Source organism: Gemella taiwanensis, assembly GCF_054054385.1.
Map to the genome: position 1 here is coordinate 1 of NZ_JBSMTL010000008.1, position 18,374 is coordinate 18,374.

Below are 18,374 nucleotides of genomic sequence, written 5' to 3' on the forward strand. Positions count from 1 at the left end.
GAAAACAAGAAGTAGAAAAACTATCAGAGAATACTCCAAGTAAAGAATTTAATTTAAATATTCGTGTTGAAGATAACGCAGGAAATGTTAGCACAAGAGCTGCGAAGATTACAGTATCTTCAATAAGCTCTAAGACTAATCCTCAACAAAATGATCAAACGGTAAACTACGGACAAACGCCAAATCCAGAAGATAGTGTAAATAAACAAGGATTACCAGATGGAACAACGGTGATATGGAAAACACCGCCGGTAGTTAACGCACCAGGTTCAACAACAGGAGAAGTGGAAATCACTTATCCAGATGGTTCCAAAGATGTAGTTACAGTAAATGTAACTGTAAGAAAAGTAAGTGAAGAATATACTGCGACTGGAACACAAATTGAAGTAAATCAAAATGAAGAAGTAACATCTGATATGTTAAAAGGAGCAGTTAATGCGACTAATGGTAAAGGTGAGAATGGTAATACGAAAATCTCAAAAGTAGAATCAAAATCACCAATTAATACAGCGGCATATGGAGATCAAACAATTCAAGCAAAAGTGACATATATTGATGGTTCAGAACAAGAAGTAACGATTCCGTTAAAAGTCAAAGATGTAACCCCACCAACTATTACAGCTCCAACAGAAAATAAAAACTGGGACTTAATCGCAGTAGAAGGAACGAATCCAAATATCTCGGTAACAAGCGAAGATAATACTGGCGGAAGTGGAGTTAAGACAACAACAGTAACAGGCTTACCACAATTCCTAGAATACAATGAAGCAACTAAAACAATTCAGTTCAAAGCAGGAGTAACATCAGTACCAAAATTATCAGAAGGAATAGATGTAGCACCGCATAATGTAACGATAACAGTAGTAGATAATGCAGGGAATGAAACGACAACAAATGTTACAATTACTGTGAAGTCGATGACTACTAAATATACTGCAACTCCTAATGAACAAAAACAAACAGTAAGTTATGGAGAAGAATTAGATGCAGGAGCGAGTATTAACAAAGATGGGTTACCTACAGGTACGACATATACTTGGACAACATCACCGAGTACGACAGAAGGTCCTGGTGATAAAGTAGGAGTAGTAACTGTTACATATCCAGACGGCTCAAAAGATATAGTTAATGTAACTGTGAATGTGAGAAAATTAAGTGATGAATATGAAGCAACAGGTACTAAAATAGTTAAAAATCAAAAGGACTTAGTATCAAATGAAGACCTAAAAGCGGCGGTAACGATTAGTAATAATGGCGCTAGTAAGGTGAAATCTGTAACTCCTGTTGGAACAATCAGCACTGCTGAAGCAGGGAAGAAAGAAATTACTACAACTGTAACGTATCTTGATGATACAACAGATACAGTAACAATTCCTCTTGAAGTAAGAGACGTAACCCCACCGACAATTCAAACACCAACTGATGGACAGAATTGGGATTTAATCGCAGTAGAAGGAGAGAATCCAAATATTGCTGTAACGAGTGAGGATAACGCCGGAGGAAGTGGAATTAAATCTACAACTGTAATGGGGTTACCAAATTTCTTAGAATACAATGAAGCAACTAAGATGATTCAGTTCAAAACAGGAGTAACATCAGTACCAAAATTACAAGAAGGAACGGATATAGAGCCGCATAATGTAACGATAACTGTGGTAGATAACGCAGGGAATGAAACAACAACAAATGTCACAATCACTGTGAAGTCAATGACTACAAAATACACTGCAACTCCTAATGAACAAAAACAAACGGTAAGTTATGGAGAAGAAGTAGATGCAGGAACAAGTGTTAATAAAACGAACTTGCCAGAAGGAACTAGTTACGTTTGGAAAACAAAACCAGAAACAACAACACCTGGTGAGAAAGACGGAGTAGTAGAAGTAACGTATAAAGATGGTTCAAAAGATACAGTAAATGTAAAAGTTACAGTAAATGAACTAAGTTCAGAATACGAAGTAACTGGATCTCAGATTGAAGTAAATCAAAACACTCCAGTAACAAATGATGAATTGAAAGCCAAAGTGACGGCAACATCAAAAGTAGGCAATGTTAATGGGACTGACAAGATTTCGAAAGTAGAACCCAAAGCAGAGATTAGCACAGCTAACTATGGAAATCAAAATATTACTGCGACAGTAACATTCAAAGATGGAACAACGAAAGAAGTAACAATTCCATTAAAAGTTAAGGATGTCACAGCACCAACAATTCAAGCACCAACTAATGGACAGAATTGGGATTTAATCGCAGTAGAAGGAACGAATCCAAATATCTCAGTAACAAGTGAAGATAATACTGGAGGAAGTGGAATTAAATCTACAACAGTAATGGGGTTACCAGATTTCTTAGAATACAATGAAGTAACTAAGATGATTCAGTTTAAAGCGGGAACAACATCAGTGCCGAAATTACCAGAAGGAACAGATGAAGAGCCACATAATGTAACGATAACGGTAGTAGATAACGCAGGAAACGAAACAACAACAAATGTTACAATCACCGTGAAGTCAATGACTACAAAATATGAAGCAACTTCGAATCCAGACAAACAAATAGTAAGTTATGGAGAAGAATTAGATGCGGGAGCAAGTATTAACAAATCTGGTTTACCTGCAGGAACAACTTATACATGGGAAACAAAACCAAGTACGACACAAGGTCCTGGGGATAAAGTGGGAGTAGTGACTGTTACATATCCTGATGGTAGTAAAGATACTGTTAATGTTACGGTTAACGTTCGTGCACTTAATGATGAGTATGATGTAGCTGGAAATGAAATCGTAGTAAACCAAAATACTCCTGTAACAAATGATGAATTAAAAGCCAAAGTGACGGCGACATCAAAAGTAGGGAATATTGATGGAACTGATAAGATTTCAAAAGTAGAATCAAAAGCGGAGATTAGCACGGTTAACTATGGAAATCAAAATATTACTGCGACAGTAACATTTAAAGACGGAACAACGAAAGAAGTAACAATTCCATTAAAAGTCAAAGATGTAACTCCACCAACTATTACAGCTCCAACAGAAAATACGAACTGGGAAATGACTGCATTAGATAAAACTTTACCAAATATGCAAGTAAGGGTAGAAGATAATGCGAATGGAAGTGGCATAAAAACAGTAAGTGTAGAAGGACTTCCTAATTACTTAGAATATGATAATGCAACTAAATTAATTAAATTTAAGGCTGGAAAACAAGAAGTAGAAAAACTATCAGAGAATACTCCAAGTAAAGAATTTAATTTAAATATTCGTGTTGAAGATAACGCAGGAAATGTTAGCACAAGAGCTGCGAAGATTACAGTATCTTCAATAAGTGCGAAGACTAATCCTCAACAAAATGATCAAACGGTAAACTACGGACAAACACCAAATCCAGAAGATAGTGTAAATAAACAAGGATTACCAGATGGAACAACGGTGACATGGAAAACACCGCCAGTAGTTAATACACCAGGTTCAACAACAGGAGAAGTGGAAATCACTTATCCAGATGGTTCCAAAGATGTAGTTACAGTAAATGTAACTGTAAGAAAAGTAAGTGAAGAATATACTGCGACTGGAACACAAATTGAAGTAAATCAAAATGAAGAAGTAACATCTGATATGTTAAAAGGAGCAGTTAATACGACTAATGGTAAAGGTGAGAATGGTAATGCGAAAATCTTAAAAGTAGAATCAAAAACACCAATTAATACAGTGGCGTATGGAGATCAAACAATTCAAGCCAAAGTGACATATATTGATGGTTCAGAACAAGAAGTAACAATTCCATTGAAAGTCAAGGATGTGACAAATCCGACAATTTTAACTCCAGAAGAAAATAAAAACTGGGAAATAACTGCATTAGATAAAACTTTACCTGTGATGAAGATTAAAGCAGAAGACAATGCAAATGGAAGTGGAATTTCTACGATTGAAGTAAGAAATATGCCTTCATTCTTAGCTTTTGATGAACCTACTGGAACAATTGTTTTCAAGGAAGGTGTACAAGAAGTACCGAAAATTAAATCCGACAATACGATGTATGGTGTAACTATAATCGCAAGAGATAAAGCTGGAAATTCAACATCAATTTTAGTAAATATTACAGTTTGGTCTATGCGAGGAAAATACAATCCACAACCGAAACCACAAATTGTGGACAACGGCACAGTACCAAACGCAGAAGATAGTGTAGACAAAACAGGATTACCAAGCGGAACAACAATCGCATGGAAAACAAATCCAGATGTAAGTACACCAGGAAGTCATCCAACAGTAGCGTTAGTAACGTACCCAGACGGAACAGTAGACGAAGTCACAGTACCAATCACAGTTAAGAAACAAAGTGAGACATTCACACCAACGGCTAAACAGCCTAACCAAACGGCAAAACATGGAAGTGACCCAAGCGCAGAAGGAAGTATCAATACGGACGGCTTACCAAGTGGAACAACGTACACATGGGTAGAAAAACCAGATACAAATACAACGACAGGAAGCAAACCAGGAAAAGTATTAATCACATACCCAGATAATAGTACAGAAGAAGTAACGGTAACAGTAGAAGTAACACCACAAAAAGACGACTACAATCCACAACCGAAACCACAAACAGTGGACAACGGCACAGTACCAAACGCAGAAGACAGTGTAGATAAAACAGGGTTACCAAGCGGAACAACAATCGCATGGAAAGAAACACCGGTAGTGAACACACCAGGAGACCATCCAACAGTAGCGTTAGTAACGTACCCAGACGGAACAGTAGACGAAGTAACCGTTCCAATTACAGTTAAGAAACAAAGTGATACATTCACACCAACGGCTAAACAACCAGGACAAACGGCAAAACACGGAAGTGACCCAAGCGCAGAAGGAAGTATCAACACTGAGAACCTACCAAAAGGAACAACGTACACATGGGTGGAAAAACCAGATACAAATACAACGCCAGGAAGCAAACCAGGAAAAGTATTAATAACATACCCAGATAATAGTACAGAAGAAGTAACGGTAACAGTAGAAGTAACACCACAAAAAGACGACTATAATCCACAACCGAAACCACAAACAGTGGATAACGGTACAGTACCAAACGCAGAAGATAGTGTAGACAAAATAGGATTACCAAGCGGAACAACAATCGCATGGAAAGAAACACCGGTAGTGAACACATCAGGAGAACATCCAACAGTAGCGTTAGTAACGTACCCAGATGGAACAGTAGACGAAGTAACCGTTCCAATTACAGTTAAGAAACAAAGTGATACATTCACACCAACGGCTAAACAACCAGGACAAACGGCAAAACACGGAAGTGACCCAAGCGCAGAAGGAAGTATCAATACGGACGGCTTACCAAGTGGAACAACGTACACATGGGTAGAAAAACCAGATACAAATACAACGCCAGGAAGCAAACCAGGAAAAGTATTAATCACATACCCAGATAATAGTACAGAAGAAGTAACGGTAACAGTAGAAGTAACACCACAAAAAGACGACTACAATCCACAACCGAAACCACAAACAGTGGACAACGGCACAGTACCAAACGCAGAAGACAGTGTAGATAAAACAGGCTTACCAAGTGGAACTACAATCACATGGAAAACAAATCCAGATGTAAGTACACCAGGAAATCATCCAACAGTAGCGTTAGTAACGTACCTAGATGGAACAGTAGACGAAGTCGAAGTACCAATTACAGTAAAAGAACAAAAAGATACATATAATCCAACTGCGAAACAACCAGGACAAACGGCAAAACACGGAAGTGACCCAAGCGCAGAAGGAAGTATCAACACTGAGAACCTACCAAAAGGTACAACGTACACATGGGTAGAAAAACCAGATACGAATACAACACCAGGAAGCAAATCAGGAAAAGTATTAATAACATACCCGGATAATAGTACGGAAGAAGTTACAGTAACAGTAGAAGTAACACCACAAAAAGACGATTACAATCCACAACCGAAACCACAAACTATTACAAATGGAGATGTTCCAAATGCGAAAGATAGTATAGGAAATGTACAAGAACTACCAGATGGAACAAGAATAGAGTGGAAAGATGGAACAGTTCCTAATACTGATATTCCAGGGAATATTTCTGCAAAAATAACTATCACATATCCAGATGGAACGGTAGATGAAGTCGATGTGACAATTATAGCTAATAAACAAACTGCAAAAGGAGAGCCAGAAGTTCAACCAATGTTACCAGAATTCAATGGAGGAGTGAACGGAGATCCAGAAGTTCAACCAATGTTACCAGAATTCAGTGGAGGAGTAAACGGAGAGTCAGAAGTTCAACCAATGTTACCAGAATTCGGTGGAGGAGTGAATGGAGATCCGGAAGTCCAATCAACGTTACCAGAATTCAGTGGAGGAGTGAACGGAGACCCAGAAGTCCAACCAACGTTACCAGAATTCAGTGGAGGAGTGAACGGAGACCCAGAAGTCCAACCAACATTACCAGAATTCAATGGAGGAGTGAACGGAGACCCAGAAGTCCAACCAACGTTACCAGAATTCAACGGAGGAGTAAACGGAGAGCCAGAAGTTCAACCAATGTTACCAGAATTCAGTGGGGGAGTAAACGGAGACCCAGAAGTTCAACCAGAGGTACAAAAAAATAAACTTATTATTACTAGATGGATCGATGAGAATGGCAATGAATTGAAACCTGCGGATGCTAAAGCTCCAACCAAACTTGGTGAAGAAAATAAGGCATTTGATCATGGTGAAATAGAAGGTTATGAATTTATAAGAACAGAAGTTAGTAAATCTGGGGATGTTGTTACACATATCTTCAGAAAACGTGCTAATAATGTGATTAATAAAGTACGAGTAACACAAGCTAATTCTCGAAATATTGAGCTAGTGAAATCTAGTGGATTTGGAAAAACATATAAACGTTTAGCTAATACAGGTGAAACTACAAATAATAGTGAATTAGCAGGACTAGGTTTAGCAATAGTAGGTCTATTTGCAGCAATAAAACGTCGTAAAAACGAAGAAGATTAATTTTAAATTTCCTTAGAAGTTTAAAAGTTATAAACCTATATAGAAAAAGAATCCCTTGGAAATGATTATCTCCAAAGGATTCTCTATTTGATTATAAAAGAAAAGGTCCGACATTGTCAGACCTTAAAATTTTAACCTATTATTTTTTTAATAAATCACGGATTTCTTTAAGAAGTTCTTCTTTAGCATCAACTTTTGGTGTTTCTTCTTCAGCTTCTTCTTTAGACATTTTATCTTTAGCTGTGTTGATTGCTTTAACGAAGATGAAGATTGCGATTGCTGTGATTAAGAAGTCGATTGTGATTTGGATAAAGTTACCGTATTTAATACCTTGCCAAGCTAAGTTAGTGAAGTCTGGTTTAGCTGGGAAAATAAGAGCGATAAGTGGCATCATAACGTCAGTTACTAATGAACTTACGATTTTACCGAAAGCTGCCCCCATGATAACCCCGATAGCTAGGTCTAATACGTTTCCTTTAAATGCAAATTTTTTAAATTCGTTTAACATAAAAATAATTCTCCTTCTATAAAATTTTAAATACCTCAGTATAATATATCAAAATTGAAATAAAATCAAGTATAAAGTTAAAAAAAATAAAAAAAAATTAAGTAAACGTATTCTAATCTTAATTGTCATATTATTTAAATATATTTTTTATAAATTATTTATATTTTTTTAAAAATAATATATGTATTTATTAAGTAAAATATACTGTATTTGTAATTAGTATATAAATTACCGAATAAACAAGAAAACTAACCGAATATGCATTATCTATAGATTTTTAAATATTTATTATATAAAATATAATTATGAAAGGAGCTAAAGATATGAAAGTTGAATTAAATATAGATAAGAAATTTGGAGAAACAATAGTTACTATATCAACAAATAAAGTGAATGATGAGATTCAAAACTTAGTGAATTATATAGAAAATAAGGAAGGTTACTTTATAGGAGTTTTAGATGACAAAGTACGTTTATTAAATATGGAGGATATTATAAGGGTATATGTTGAAGATAGAAAAGTATATGTAGTTACAGTTGAAGGTAGATTTATTGTTAGAAAAAAATTATATGAAGTGCAGAGTACATTAACTAAGGATTTTATAAAAATATCTCAAAGTGAAATAGCTAATGTTAAATATATTCATAGCTTAGATTTAGGATTAAGAGGAACAATAGTTATAAATTATAAAAATTCAGATATAAGTTATGTATCACGTAGAATGTTAAAAGAATTTAAGATGAAATTAAGATTATAGGAGGTATTAAAATGAAATTATTTCAAAAAATTGTAATATTTATGTTGTTAGGGATAGGAGTAGGAAATGTTATTAATCTAATATTTGGTATTTTATATGGTCAGTTTTATCCTGGTATGCCATTGTATATTCAGAGTTTTGATAATCTAAATACGGCAGTATTAATTCAAACCTTAGTATATGCTATTTTAGGTTTATTACAAGGATTAGCTGGTAAAGTATTTCAAAGTAAGTTAAATGATAACATAGTAATAGTATTTGTATCACATTATTTTCTTATTATGTTACCACTTGTGCTAGCGGGTTATTATTTGAAATGGTTTAGTAGTCTTACTACTTTAATTTTAATGCTGATTACAGCTACTGTGGTTTATGTTTTAATAGGAATAGTTCGATATTTTAGTGTTAAAAATAGTATAAGTGAGATAAATATAAAATTAAGAGATAATAGATAAGATTTCGCTAGTAACAAAGGAGGAGCAACACAAATTAATTATTTTGTGTCGCTCCTCTAAATTTTATAACAGATTATAAAATACTTTTTAAAGAATACTTGATATAAAATATTTTTTAATTTTTGTTATTTTGAATTATTATTTTATTCTAATTAAAATATTATTTTTCTACTTCAACTTTATCTTTCTTTAAAAATTTATTAAGTAGATTAGAAGCTTTAGCTTTATTTTCTTCTATTTTTTCAGAAAGATTTTCTATTTTTTGATCAGTATTTTTTTTGAATCCAGTAACATTTGATTTCATATTATCAACAGATGATTGTAATCCGTTGATTGATGATGCTAATCCTTCTGCTGAGTTGAATAGTGGATTTAATTTTTCAGATTTAACTTGTAAATCTTCAGCTAGGATGTTTGTGTTTTGTAATAAAATATTAGTTTCTGCCATAATTGGCTCTAAGTTACCTTCAACTTTTTTAACTGTTTCATTTAAATCTTTAGCAAGAGCAAGAGCATCTTCTGCGATGTTCGTAACATCTTCTACACATTCAGTAGCAATAACTACAGATTTTCTAACAGTTTTAAGTGTAACAGCAGTACTTATACATAGAATTAAAACACCAACACCTGCTAAAAAGATTCCAGCGTATGCTAAAATTAACCAGTTTATATCTAACATAAAGTTTTCCTCCTTGGGTTATTATAATCAATTATATTTTAAGTTTATTATAAATACAACTAATTATTTTGATTTTTGTTCTATAAATTTGTGGCAAAGTTTATTGATATTTCCTGCTCCCATAAATAGAAATACACTATTATCAAAGTTTAGTTTATCGAAATCTTCTTCACTATTTATAATTTGAGAACCTTTAGTCACTTTTTGTAAGTCTTCAATACCTACAATTTTTTCTTTTTCACGTACTGAAGCAAAGATTGGGCAAAGGAATACTTTGTCTGCAGTCTCTAAGCTCTCAGCAAATTCGTTTAAGAATTTAGCTGTACGTGTGTATGTATGTGGTTGGAAAATTGCGATAACTTCTTTATCAGCATATTTTCTACGTGCACTATTGATTGTAGCTTTAATTTCACTAGGATGGTGAGCATAATCATCTACAACTACACTATTTCCAATTTTGTGTTCACTGAATCGTCTTTCTGCAGGTTTATACTGACTAAGAGATTCTTGAATTTTCTCTACACTAATTCCATTTAGGTCGGCTAAAGCAATAGCTGATGTCGCATTAGAGATATCATGTAATCCAAATACTGCCATAGTAAATGTTCCAAGTAGTTCAGAGTTTTTGTAAATGTCGAATTTACTATGTTCTGATGTAGTTTGGACATTTTTTATTTGATAGTCATTTCCATCGTTGAATCCATATTTTATAGTTTTTGCATGTGCAGGTTTAAGTTGCGAAGCTAAGCGATCATCACCACAAATAACAACTGTATTTTTAACCTGATTTACAAAACTTTGGAATGCATCAAACATATCGTGTTCGTCATTAAAATAATCTGGGTGGTCAAAGTCAATATTTGTTACAACAGCATAATCTGGATGATATGCTAAGAAGTGTCTGTAGTATTCACAAGCTTCAGCTATCATATACTCTGAATTTTTCTCACCGTGTCCAGTTCCATCTCCGATTAGGTATGAAGTAACGTGACTGTGTTTAAAAATATTACTTGTCATAGTAGTTGTAGTAGTTTTACCATGAGCTCCTGTGATTGCGATTGAAGGAATCTCAGAAAGAAGTTTACCAAGGAATTGAGAGTAAGTGTAAGTAGTTAAACCTAATTCTTTAGCTCTTCTATATTCGACATGTGTTTCGTCGAAAGCATTCCCTAGAATTACTTCATATCCTTCTTTAATATTTTCTGCCCCATAGTAGTACATTGGGATGTTTCTTTGTTCTAATTTTTCTTGTGTAAAAAAGTATATTTCCTCGTCTGAACCTTGCACTTCATTACCCATATCATAAGCAATTTGTGCAAGAGAACTCATTCCGGAACCTTTAATACCTATAAAATGATATTTACTCATTATAGTATCTCCTAAGTTTTCATTAATAAAATAAAAAAAATTCTGTAATATTTTTTTCATAAGCAATTCAATTTTACAACAAAACTGATAAAAATTCAATAAATAGGAGTTTATTTCTGATAGGATACTTTCAAATTTTTTCTATATTTTCATTTTAGAATTAATAACTTTTCACATATAGTGTAGTCAATTTTAAAAGAGGGCAATTAAGAAGTAAGTTTTCAAAATTGCCTCTCTTAGAGTTAATTTAATAAATTTATATTAGAAATAAGATTATTTTCTATTTTTTCTTCTACCAAGTAATAGTGCGCCACTTAATACTAGTCCGATTACAGCTAATGAAGCTAAGTTATTATTTGTTAGCCCAGTTTTAGCTAAGTGTTTTCCTGATTTTGAATTGTTGATATTTGATGTTACACTACTATTTAATGGTGTAATTTGAGTAGGTTGATTATTTTGCACTGTAGGAGAAGTTTGTTTGTTATTTGAATCGTTATGTTCTGAAGCAGAAGTATTACCAACGTTAGAATCATTATGCGCAATACCTCTATTACCGCTATTATAATAATTGTGAGTTGCATCATGATTATCATTGCCGATAGCCGTATTATTGTTATTTGAAGTATTACCGCTGTTTTCATTATTTTGCTTAGAATTATTAGAAACTATTGCAAATTTACTGAAGTGATCTATTTCAAATGTCACTTTTCCGTCTTTTATAGTTGAATTTATATGTTCTAACTCTCCGTTATCTTTTATGTGATAAACATCTACATCTTTTTCACCTTCTTTTAAGACAATGGCTACTGTACGTTTTGCTTTTGAATTAACTACATTATTGTCTTTGTCTAAAAGTTTTAAATCTAATATTCTGATTTGATTGTCTGCAGGTAAGTTTAATTTTTCTAGAACTGAAATTGCTAAAGCTTTATCTTCTACAGGAGTTGCAGAAAGTTTTGCTGCAGTTGTTTTATCAGTTAAAGTAACTTTAACTCCTGAAGCATCATTTGAGAATATATTGTTTATTATATTTTCAGATGGTGTCACGTTGTTGTTCGTATTAGTGCTTCCTGAATTTGAATTATTATTAGGTTTATTATCAGGAGTAGGTTTGTTTTCAGGTTTGTTATTTCCTGTGTTTTCGTTGTTTCCAGGTTTTACTTCAGTAGAACTGTTATTAGCATTATTTGAAGAGTTATTTGCATTATTATTAGCTGTGCTACCATTAGAAATATCACTTGGTTTTGTATTATCTCCAGATCCATTATTGCTTGAATTATTAGCAGGGTTATTATCTGGAGTAGGTTTATTTTCAGGTTTGTTATTTCCTGTGTTTTCGTTGTTTCCAGGTTTTACTTCAGTAGAATTGTTATTAGTATTATTTGAAGAGTTATTTACATTATCATTAGCTGTGCTATTATTAGAATTGTCGCTTGGTTTTGTACTGTCTACAGCTCCATTATTACTTGAATTATTATCAGGTTTATTATCTGGAGCAGGCTTATCTTCAGGTTTATTATTTCCTGGGACAGTTTCTTTATCATTTTTATGTTTAGTATACTCTTCTAATGCTTTATCTATGTTAGATTTTTCTTCTAAAATTTTCTCTATAGATTTTTCTTCATCATATACTTTTTGAGCTTTTTCTGTGGCTTCTTTTAGTTTAGCATATGCTTCTTTATTAATTCCTTCTTTATCTTTGTCATCATTAACTAAGATTTTAGCTGTTTCTAAAGGTAAAAGAAGGTTTGCTCTTTCAGTAGCAAATTTTTTCGCAACTTCATCATTATCATTTTCAGTTGGTTTGTTATCGCTAGGAGTGTCAACTTTATCGTTAGGTTTGTTGGCATCACTATTAGATGGAGTGTCGACCTTGTCGCTAGGTTTGTTGGCATCATTGTTAGATGGAGTGTCGACTTTGTCGTTAGGTTTGTTAACTTCGCTGTTAGATGGAGTGTCGACTTTATCATTAGGTTTGTTGACATCACCGTTAGTAGGAGTGTCAACTTTGTCGTTAGGTTTGTTGGCATCACTGTTAGAAGGAGTGTCAACTTTGTCGTTAGGTTTGTTAACTTCGCTGTTAGATGGCGTATCAACTTTATCACTTGGTTTATTAGTCTCATTATTATTAGATGTATCAGTGTTGTCACTTGGTTTATTTGCTTCAGGAGCAGGTGCTTCTTTCAATCCATTAACCGCTTCTTCGATTTCTTTTAATAAACTAGAACGAGTGTCTTCTAGATTTCTTGTTTCTTTAGCTTTGTTTATGAATTCAGTTGCTTTACTAATAGCTGTAGTTAAATTATTTTTAGATTCATCTGTATATTTATTAGCAGCAAGTTTATCGTTGGCTGATTTAACAGCTTCATCTAGTTTTGAAGTGTCATATCTAAGAAGGTTATAGTATGTTTGAACATCATTAAATAATTTCAAAATTTCATTAGATTTAGGGTTGTTGTGCACTAAATCTTCTAGTTTATCGATTTTACCTTGAAGATAGCTATCTACAGCGTTGATGCTTTCTTCACTGTAGTTTTTACTGTCTTTATCAGAATTGAAGTTAGCTACAGCTTCAGCGTTTGAAGTTCTTAGTTGAATAAGTAAATCATATTGATTTTTTAAATCTGATAGTTCAGTAAATGCAGTAGAAATTTCTTCTGTGCTGGCTGTATTATTTTTCAATACATTTTGTGCAGCGTTGATTTTGTTACCGAAGTTTTTAATTACCGCCATATCTTGGCTCACGTTTGCATTTTTAAATACATTATTCCAACTATCATAGTATTTACTTGTAGTAGCTTCGAATAGTGCGTTTAGTTGTTTTTTATCTGCAGTGATAACAGCATTTTCTTTAGGATATTTTACAGATAATACAGCTATGTTTTCATGCTTGTCAGTACCGAATAATGTACTGCTTGCAAAAGTGTTAAGTTTTATTGTAGATGGTTTTCCTTCGATAGGTATTCTAATTTTTGAAGGATATTTATAAGAATTAGTTACATTATTGTAAGTAACGTCGGCAGTATCTTCTTTTAATACTTGAACATCTTTTTCAGTATTACCATCAAAATATGTAAGTTTACTCATAACAGCAACATTAGTTGTTCCATTATTCATAGGAACAAGATCTAATTCTAAGTAATTTTTTCCATTTTCAGTTACTAGATATACGTTTTTAATAATTCCATTTGCCATAGAAGGGCTAGTTAAATCTTGTTTTAATAATGAACCTTCTAATTGAACTTTATTATTAGAATTTGTAGAAGGAGATTCTGATGGATTACTTGGTTGATTTTGAGTTAAATCAGCAGAATTGTTAAATGCATTCACAGCAGTATTCAATTTGTTTAATTCAGTTAGTAACGCTTCTTCAGTAGAAGAATCATTGTTTAATAATTCTTTAGCTTTTGTTAGCTCATTAGTTAAAGTAACAAAGGCTGCTGGTTCTTTTTTACCTTGTTTTATCAGTTCAACTTCTGCAATTTTTTTCTTAAGTTGTTCTTTAGCTGAAACTTGTTCTGCTTCAGGGTTTTGAGAAGCATTTAAGTCTTCTATAGCAAATTTGAATTGTTCTTTGTAGTAATCTGTCAAATCAGTATTTACTTGATCGTCAGTATCATTAGAATCAGGTGTTAGTTTGGCATGTTCAACATATGCTTTTGCTTCATCTATTAATTGTTTAAGTTTAAGTTTTGATTGAGTAATTTTGTTGAAATTGTTGTAAGCTTCTTCAGCTTTTTTAATTTCTCTAGAAAGTTCTTCAGTATTGATGCGAAGATAGTCTCCTAAATGTTGAACCTCTCCTGTTAGTTCATCTAGTTTTTTATATACTGTTACAGTTCCTTCTTTGTCGAATTCGTTTGAGTAAGTTTCTTTTTTGCCTTCTATATCCACTGGATCTAGAGAGTTTATTTTACTTTCAACTGCATCTAATTTTTCTTTAACTAATGCTTTACTTTCGCTAGTAAAGTGTGAGTTGTTCTTCCAATCATTTTCATACTGTTCTTTTGCATTTTGTAGTGATTTATGAAGGTTAGCCAATGAATCTAATTTAGTAGTTTCATCTAAAAGTTTATTAATAATGTTATCTACTTCGTCTTTAGTTAGTGAATCACTATTTAAAAGTTGTTGAGCCTTAGTAATTAATTGATTGAATGAAGTTTTGAACACTGGTTTTAAATCTTTATAGTTATCTTGGACTGTATTACTTGTGTAGTAATTAATTTTATCTCTTAAAGAAGCTTTTAGAGGTGATTCTTTTTTAGCTTCTAATTTTGTAGAGTAATCGATATATAAATCTGTTGGACTTGTAAAGTTATCGATTCCATTTTTTCCTAATGAGAATGAATCTTTAAAATTGAAGTTTCCTAGAAGGGCTATTTCAATATTTTTCTTAGTAGCATCGACTGTAAGTTTTAATTTAGTAGGGTAGTCGCGACCTCCAATATTTTTTGTCTCTAAAACAACGGCATCGGCATCTGTATTTCCTAGACTATTGTATTTGAAAGTGTCTGCTAGAGCAAAATCGATAGCTCCACCCATGATTTTAGGTTCTAATGTCAATATTACTTCGTTTTTACCATTTCCTAATTCGTGAACTTCTACATTTTTTATAAGTTCTGTTAAATCACGACTGTATCTTGTTTTAATAGGTTTGTCGCTACCTCTTTCTACGAATTTTGCAGTTACATTATATGGCTCTGCTGGCTTAGTAGTATTTTCAACAGGTGCGGCAGGAACTGGTTCTCCTTTTCTACCATCTTTTGTAGTAAGATTATTTATCGCTTCAGTTAATTGTTTAACAAGGTCTGATGTCTCATTGATTTGAGGGTTATAACTGTTTGTTTGGTTAATCCAGTCTTTAGCGTGATTTAATGCTTGATCAAATTTTTCAAGAGACACAGGTTCGTATTCACTTCTTATTTTTTTATCTGCAATGCCGATGATACGTTGTAATTCTGTAGTATTGTATCTTAAGTAAGTGAAGTTAGCATTGTCGAAGTCTTTTATTAGCTGAACTAATTCTTTTATGTTTCTTGTATTTTTTAATGCAGGAACACTCTTAATGTAATTTTTGTAGTTTTCGATACTTTCTTTAGTGTATGTTTTTTCGTTATAAAGATCAAAGAATTCTAATAGTTTTGCAACTTTAATATCTAGAACCTCTCTTAATGTTGCAATGTCTTCCATTTCATGAATAGGAGTAGAAATTTCATAAAGTTTATCGTAGTTAGCACTATCTGAACGTTTTAATTCTTGTAGTTTTGTTATAGCTTCGCTAATTTTAGCTCTTTGTGAGAAGTCTGCAGCTGTATCTGAAGTATTCTCTTTTGTTAGTAACCATTCATTAACTTTATTACCACGATCAATCCAATTTTGAATTTTTTCGTCTAATTTTTCTCTGTATTTAGGGATAGCTTCATTACTTTTTTTAGCAGCTGAGTAGTTAATATCTAAAGCAAATGGACCTGTTTGTTGTTTGACTCCATTTTTATCAATATAAGTCATATTAGAAACAACTAATTGTTCAGCTTTTAATTCGCCAGGAACGCTAAAGGCAACAAGGTGTTGATCTTCAGCAGAAGGACCTAGTTTAACATTTGTATCTAAACCAGAAACTTTATTAACAACAAAGCTTGTAATTTTACTAACTTTATCAGGGTTAGCAACAAGATTAATTTCAATATCTTGCCCTTGTTTGTAGATACCTACTAAAGACTCTTTAAATAGATTTTTAATTTCTTCTTTGTTATCAACTACTTTTTTATAGAAATCTTGTTGACCATCGCTAGAAACAGTTACCATTGTTGGTGTTTTGAAGTCAGTAGTAGTGTAAAAACCGTCATCTTTTAAATCGTGATTCACATCGAAGTTATAAAGTTGAATATAATATTTTAAAGTGTTAATTGCATTTTGTGCAGTTTTTTCTGTATAAGAATTAGCATCTAGTTTTGCTTTTGCAGCAGCAGCTTCGCTCCACATATTATACCAAGGAGTTGTATCGATAACATCATCTGGAACTTGATGATTTTCAAATGTTACGTGGTAATATGGGAAGTTAGAAGTTTTGTGGAAAAAAGTAGTTCCTAAATATCTATTTGTGATAGACTGATCGTTAAAGATTTTATTTATTATTTCATTTAGTTCAGCCTTAGTTTGTTCAGTAGCTGCTTTATCTCCGAAATCAGCTTTTGCTATATTGCTATTTGTTGGCCAAGCTTGAGCTGTGATAGAAGATATAGTAAGTGCCAATGCAACACCCATACTAGATTTTAATAATTTATTTGTTTTCATGGATATTCTCCTTTTGTATATAATATAATAATTTATTCTAATATTAATTTTCTAGAGTTGATTAAAAATACATGATACTATAAAAACTATTTACATAAACACTATTAAATCAACCTTTAAAAATAATAGACACCTATACTATAACATAAAAACGTTTCAAATGAAATAGATTATCAGTATCTTTTATATGGAAAATAAAATAAAATTTTATGAATTAATAAAAATTATACTTACTAATTTAAAATAATATTTCAAATTTAGTTTTTTTATTATTTATTAAAAAGTTAAGGAAATATTTGTATAGGCTTGTTTGTAGTTTTTTCTTGTTTCAAAAATGTATCTAAACTAAAAAAATAATTTTTCTTAGTCTGTTTTAAATTTTCTTTTTAAAAATTTACTTAATATTTTTCATGTAGTATAATTTAAAAGGAAATATTTTTATAAGGAGAGCAAGATGGCGAAATTTTATGCAGTAAAAAAAGGTAAAAAAACAGGAATATTCTCAACTTGGGACGAATGTAAAGAGCAGGTGACTGGATTTAAAGGTGCGGTTTATAAAAGTTTTAAAACATTATCAGAAGCTGAAGCTTTCCTAGAAAGAAATGAAGAAAAAAAAGAAAATATTGAAGAAGTTGATGGAGTGTATGCTTATATTGATGGTAGTTTTGACAGAGTTAGTGGCATATATGGTTCAGGTGTAGTTATAGTAGATGGCGATGAAAAATATGAATATAAACATGCTGGAAATCGTGAAGATTATGCACAATTACATAATGTTGCGGGAGAATTGGAAGCAGCTAAATTTGTTATGTGGTATGCTGTCGATAAAAAGATTAAAGAGATTACATTGTTTTATGACTATCAAGGGATAGAAGCATGGGCTGTTGGAGATTGGAAAGCAAATCTTCCTTATACTCAAGATTATGTAAAATTTTATAATAAGGTGAAGACAGCGGTAAAAGTTAATTTTGTGAAGGTAAAAGCTCATACCGGAATAGAGCTGAATGAAGAAGTGGATAAGCTTGCAAAAGAGGCTATCGAACAATTTAAAAAAGAAAATACTAAGTAAGATAAAGTAAGGGGCAGACCCAAAAGTCCTAAAATTTAACAAAGTTCATATGAGAACTCATAGACGCAGTGGTTTATTGATATCTAAATTCACTTTATAAAAGCTTTTTAGATATCTAATAAACTGTGCGGGGGTGACTCGACAAAATCTTGTTTCTTAAGAAATCACGATTTTTGAGTCACTCCCTTGTTTTTTATTAAACCTTAAAAGATAAATGT

The 18,374-nt window shown here is 32.5% G+C and carries 8 protein-coding genes; 4 read left to right on the forward strand and 4 right to left on the reverse strand.

The genetic code is table 11. The features are described from left to right. A partial coding sequence (locus ACWOA3_RS06360; RefSeq protein ID WP_456884807.1) for a Rib/alpha-like domain-containing protein occupies positions 1-7,025 on the forward strand: 7,025 nt, incomplete at its 5' end. Between the two features lie 139 nt (positions 7,026-7,164). Here the strand turns inward: ACWOA3_RS06360 and mscL are convergent. Next, positions 7,165-7,533, reverse strand: a complete 369-nt coding sequence (mscL, locus tag ACWOA3_RS06365) for a large conductance mechanosensitive channel protein MscL (protein ID WP_442566286.1) — start codon at positions 7,531-7,533, stop codon at positions 7,165-7,167. 323 nt (positions 7,534-7,856) lie between these two features. On the opposite strand from mscL, the gene ACWOA3_RS06370 reads away from it, so the two are divergent. After that, positions 7,857-8,291, forward strand: coding sequence for a LytTR family DNA-binding domain-containing protein (locus tag ACWOA3_RS06370; protein WP_456884808.1), 435 nt, complete (start codon positions 7,857-7,859; stop codon positions 8,289-8,291). Positions 8,292-8,302: 11 nt separating this feature from the next. Next, a complete protein-coding gene (locus ACWOA3_RS06375; protein ID WP_003147935.1) occupies positions 8,303-8,746 on the forward strand; it encodes a DUF3021 family protein in 444 nt (147 codons plus the stop codon). 160 nt (positions 8,747-8,906) lie between these two features. Here the strand turns inward: ACWOA3_RS06375 and ACWOA3_RS06380 are convergent, their stop codons facing one another. The 3 genes from ACWOA3_RS06380 to ACWOA3_RS06390 all read right to left on the reverse strand — a co-directional run bounded on the left by ACWOA3_RS06380 (position 8,907) and on the right by ACWOA3_RS06390 (position 17,087). Beyond that, complete coding sequence (locus ACWOA3_RS06380; protein WP_456884810.1) at positions 8,907-9,425, reverse strand: DUF948 domain-containing protein; 519 nt, start codon at positions 9,423-9,425, stop codon at positions 8,907-8,909. Positions 9,426-9,488: 63 nt separating this feature from the next. Beyond that, a complete protein-coding gene (murC, locus tag ACWOA3_RS06385; RefSeq protein ID WP_456884811.1) occupies positions 9,489-10,793 on the reverse strand; it encodes a UDP-N-acetylmuramate--L-alanine ligase in 1,305 nt (434 codons plus the stop codon). A gap of 273 nt (positions 10,794-11,066) precedes the next feature. After that, positions 11,067-17,087 (reverse strand): LPXTG cell wall anchor domain-containing protein, encoded by a 6,021-nt coding sequence (locus ACWOA3_RS06390; protein ID WP_456884813.1) that lies wholly within the window; start codon positions 17,085-17,087, stop codon positions 11,067-11,069. Positions 17,088-17,541: 454 nt separating this feature from the next. Between ACWOA3_RS06390 and ACWOA3_RS06395 the strand changes: the two genes are divergently transcribed. Then, positions 17,542-18,156, forward strand: coding sequence for a ribonuclease H1 domain-containing protein (locus ACWOA3_RS06395; protein ID WP_456884815.1), 615 nt, complete (start codon positions 17,542-17,544; stop codon positions 18,154-18,156). Positions 18,157-18,374 lie beyond the last annotated feature (218 nt).

Coding starts and splice junctions, on each gene's coding strand:
- ACWOA3_RS06390 (WP_456884813.1), bottom strand. CDS start 17,087: ATGAAAACAAATAAATTATTAAAATCTAGTATGGGTGTTGCATTGGCA.
- ACWOA3_RS06375 (WP_003147935.1), top strand. CDS start 8,303: ATGAAATTATTTCAAAAAATTGTAATATTTATGTTGTTAGGGATAGGA.
- mscL (WP_442566286.1), bottom strand. CDS start 7,533: ATGTTAAACGAATTTAAAAAATTTGCATTTAAAGGAAACGTATTAGAC.
- ACWOA3_RS06370 (WP_456884808.1), top strand. CDS start 7,857: ATGAAAGTTGAATTAAATATAGATAAGAAATTTGGAGAAACAATAGTT.
- murC (WP_456884811.1), bottom strand. CDS start 10,793: ATGAGTAAATATCATTTTATAGGTATTAAAGGTTCCGGAATGAGTTCT.
- ACWOA3_RS06395 (WP_456884815.1), top strand. CDS start 17,542: ATGGCGAAATTTTATGCAGTAAAAAAAGGTAAAAAAACAGGAATATTC.
- ACWOA3_RS06380 (WP_456884810.1), bottom strand. CDS start 9,425: ATGTTAGATATAAACTGGTTAATTTTAGCATACGCTGGAATCTTTTTA.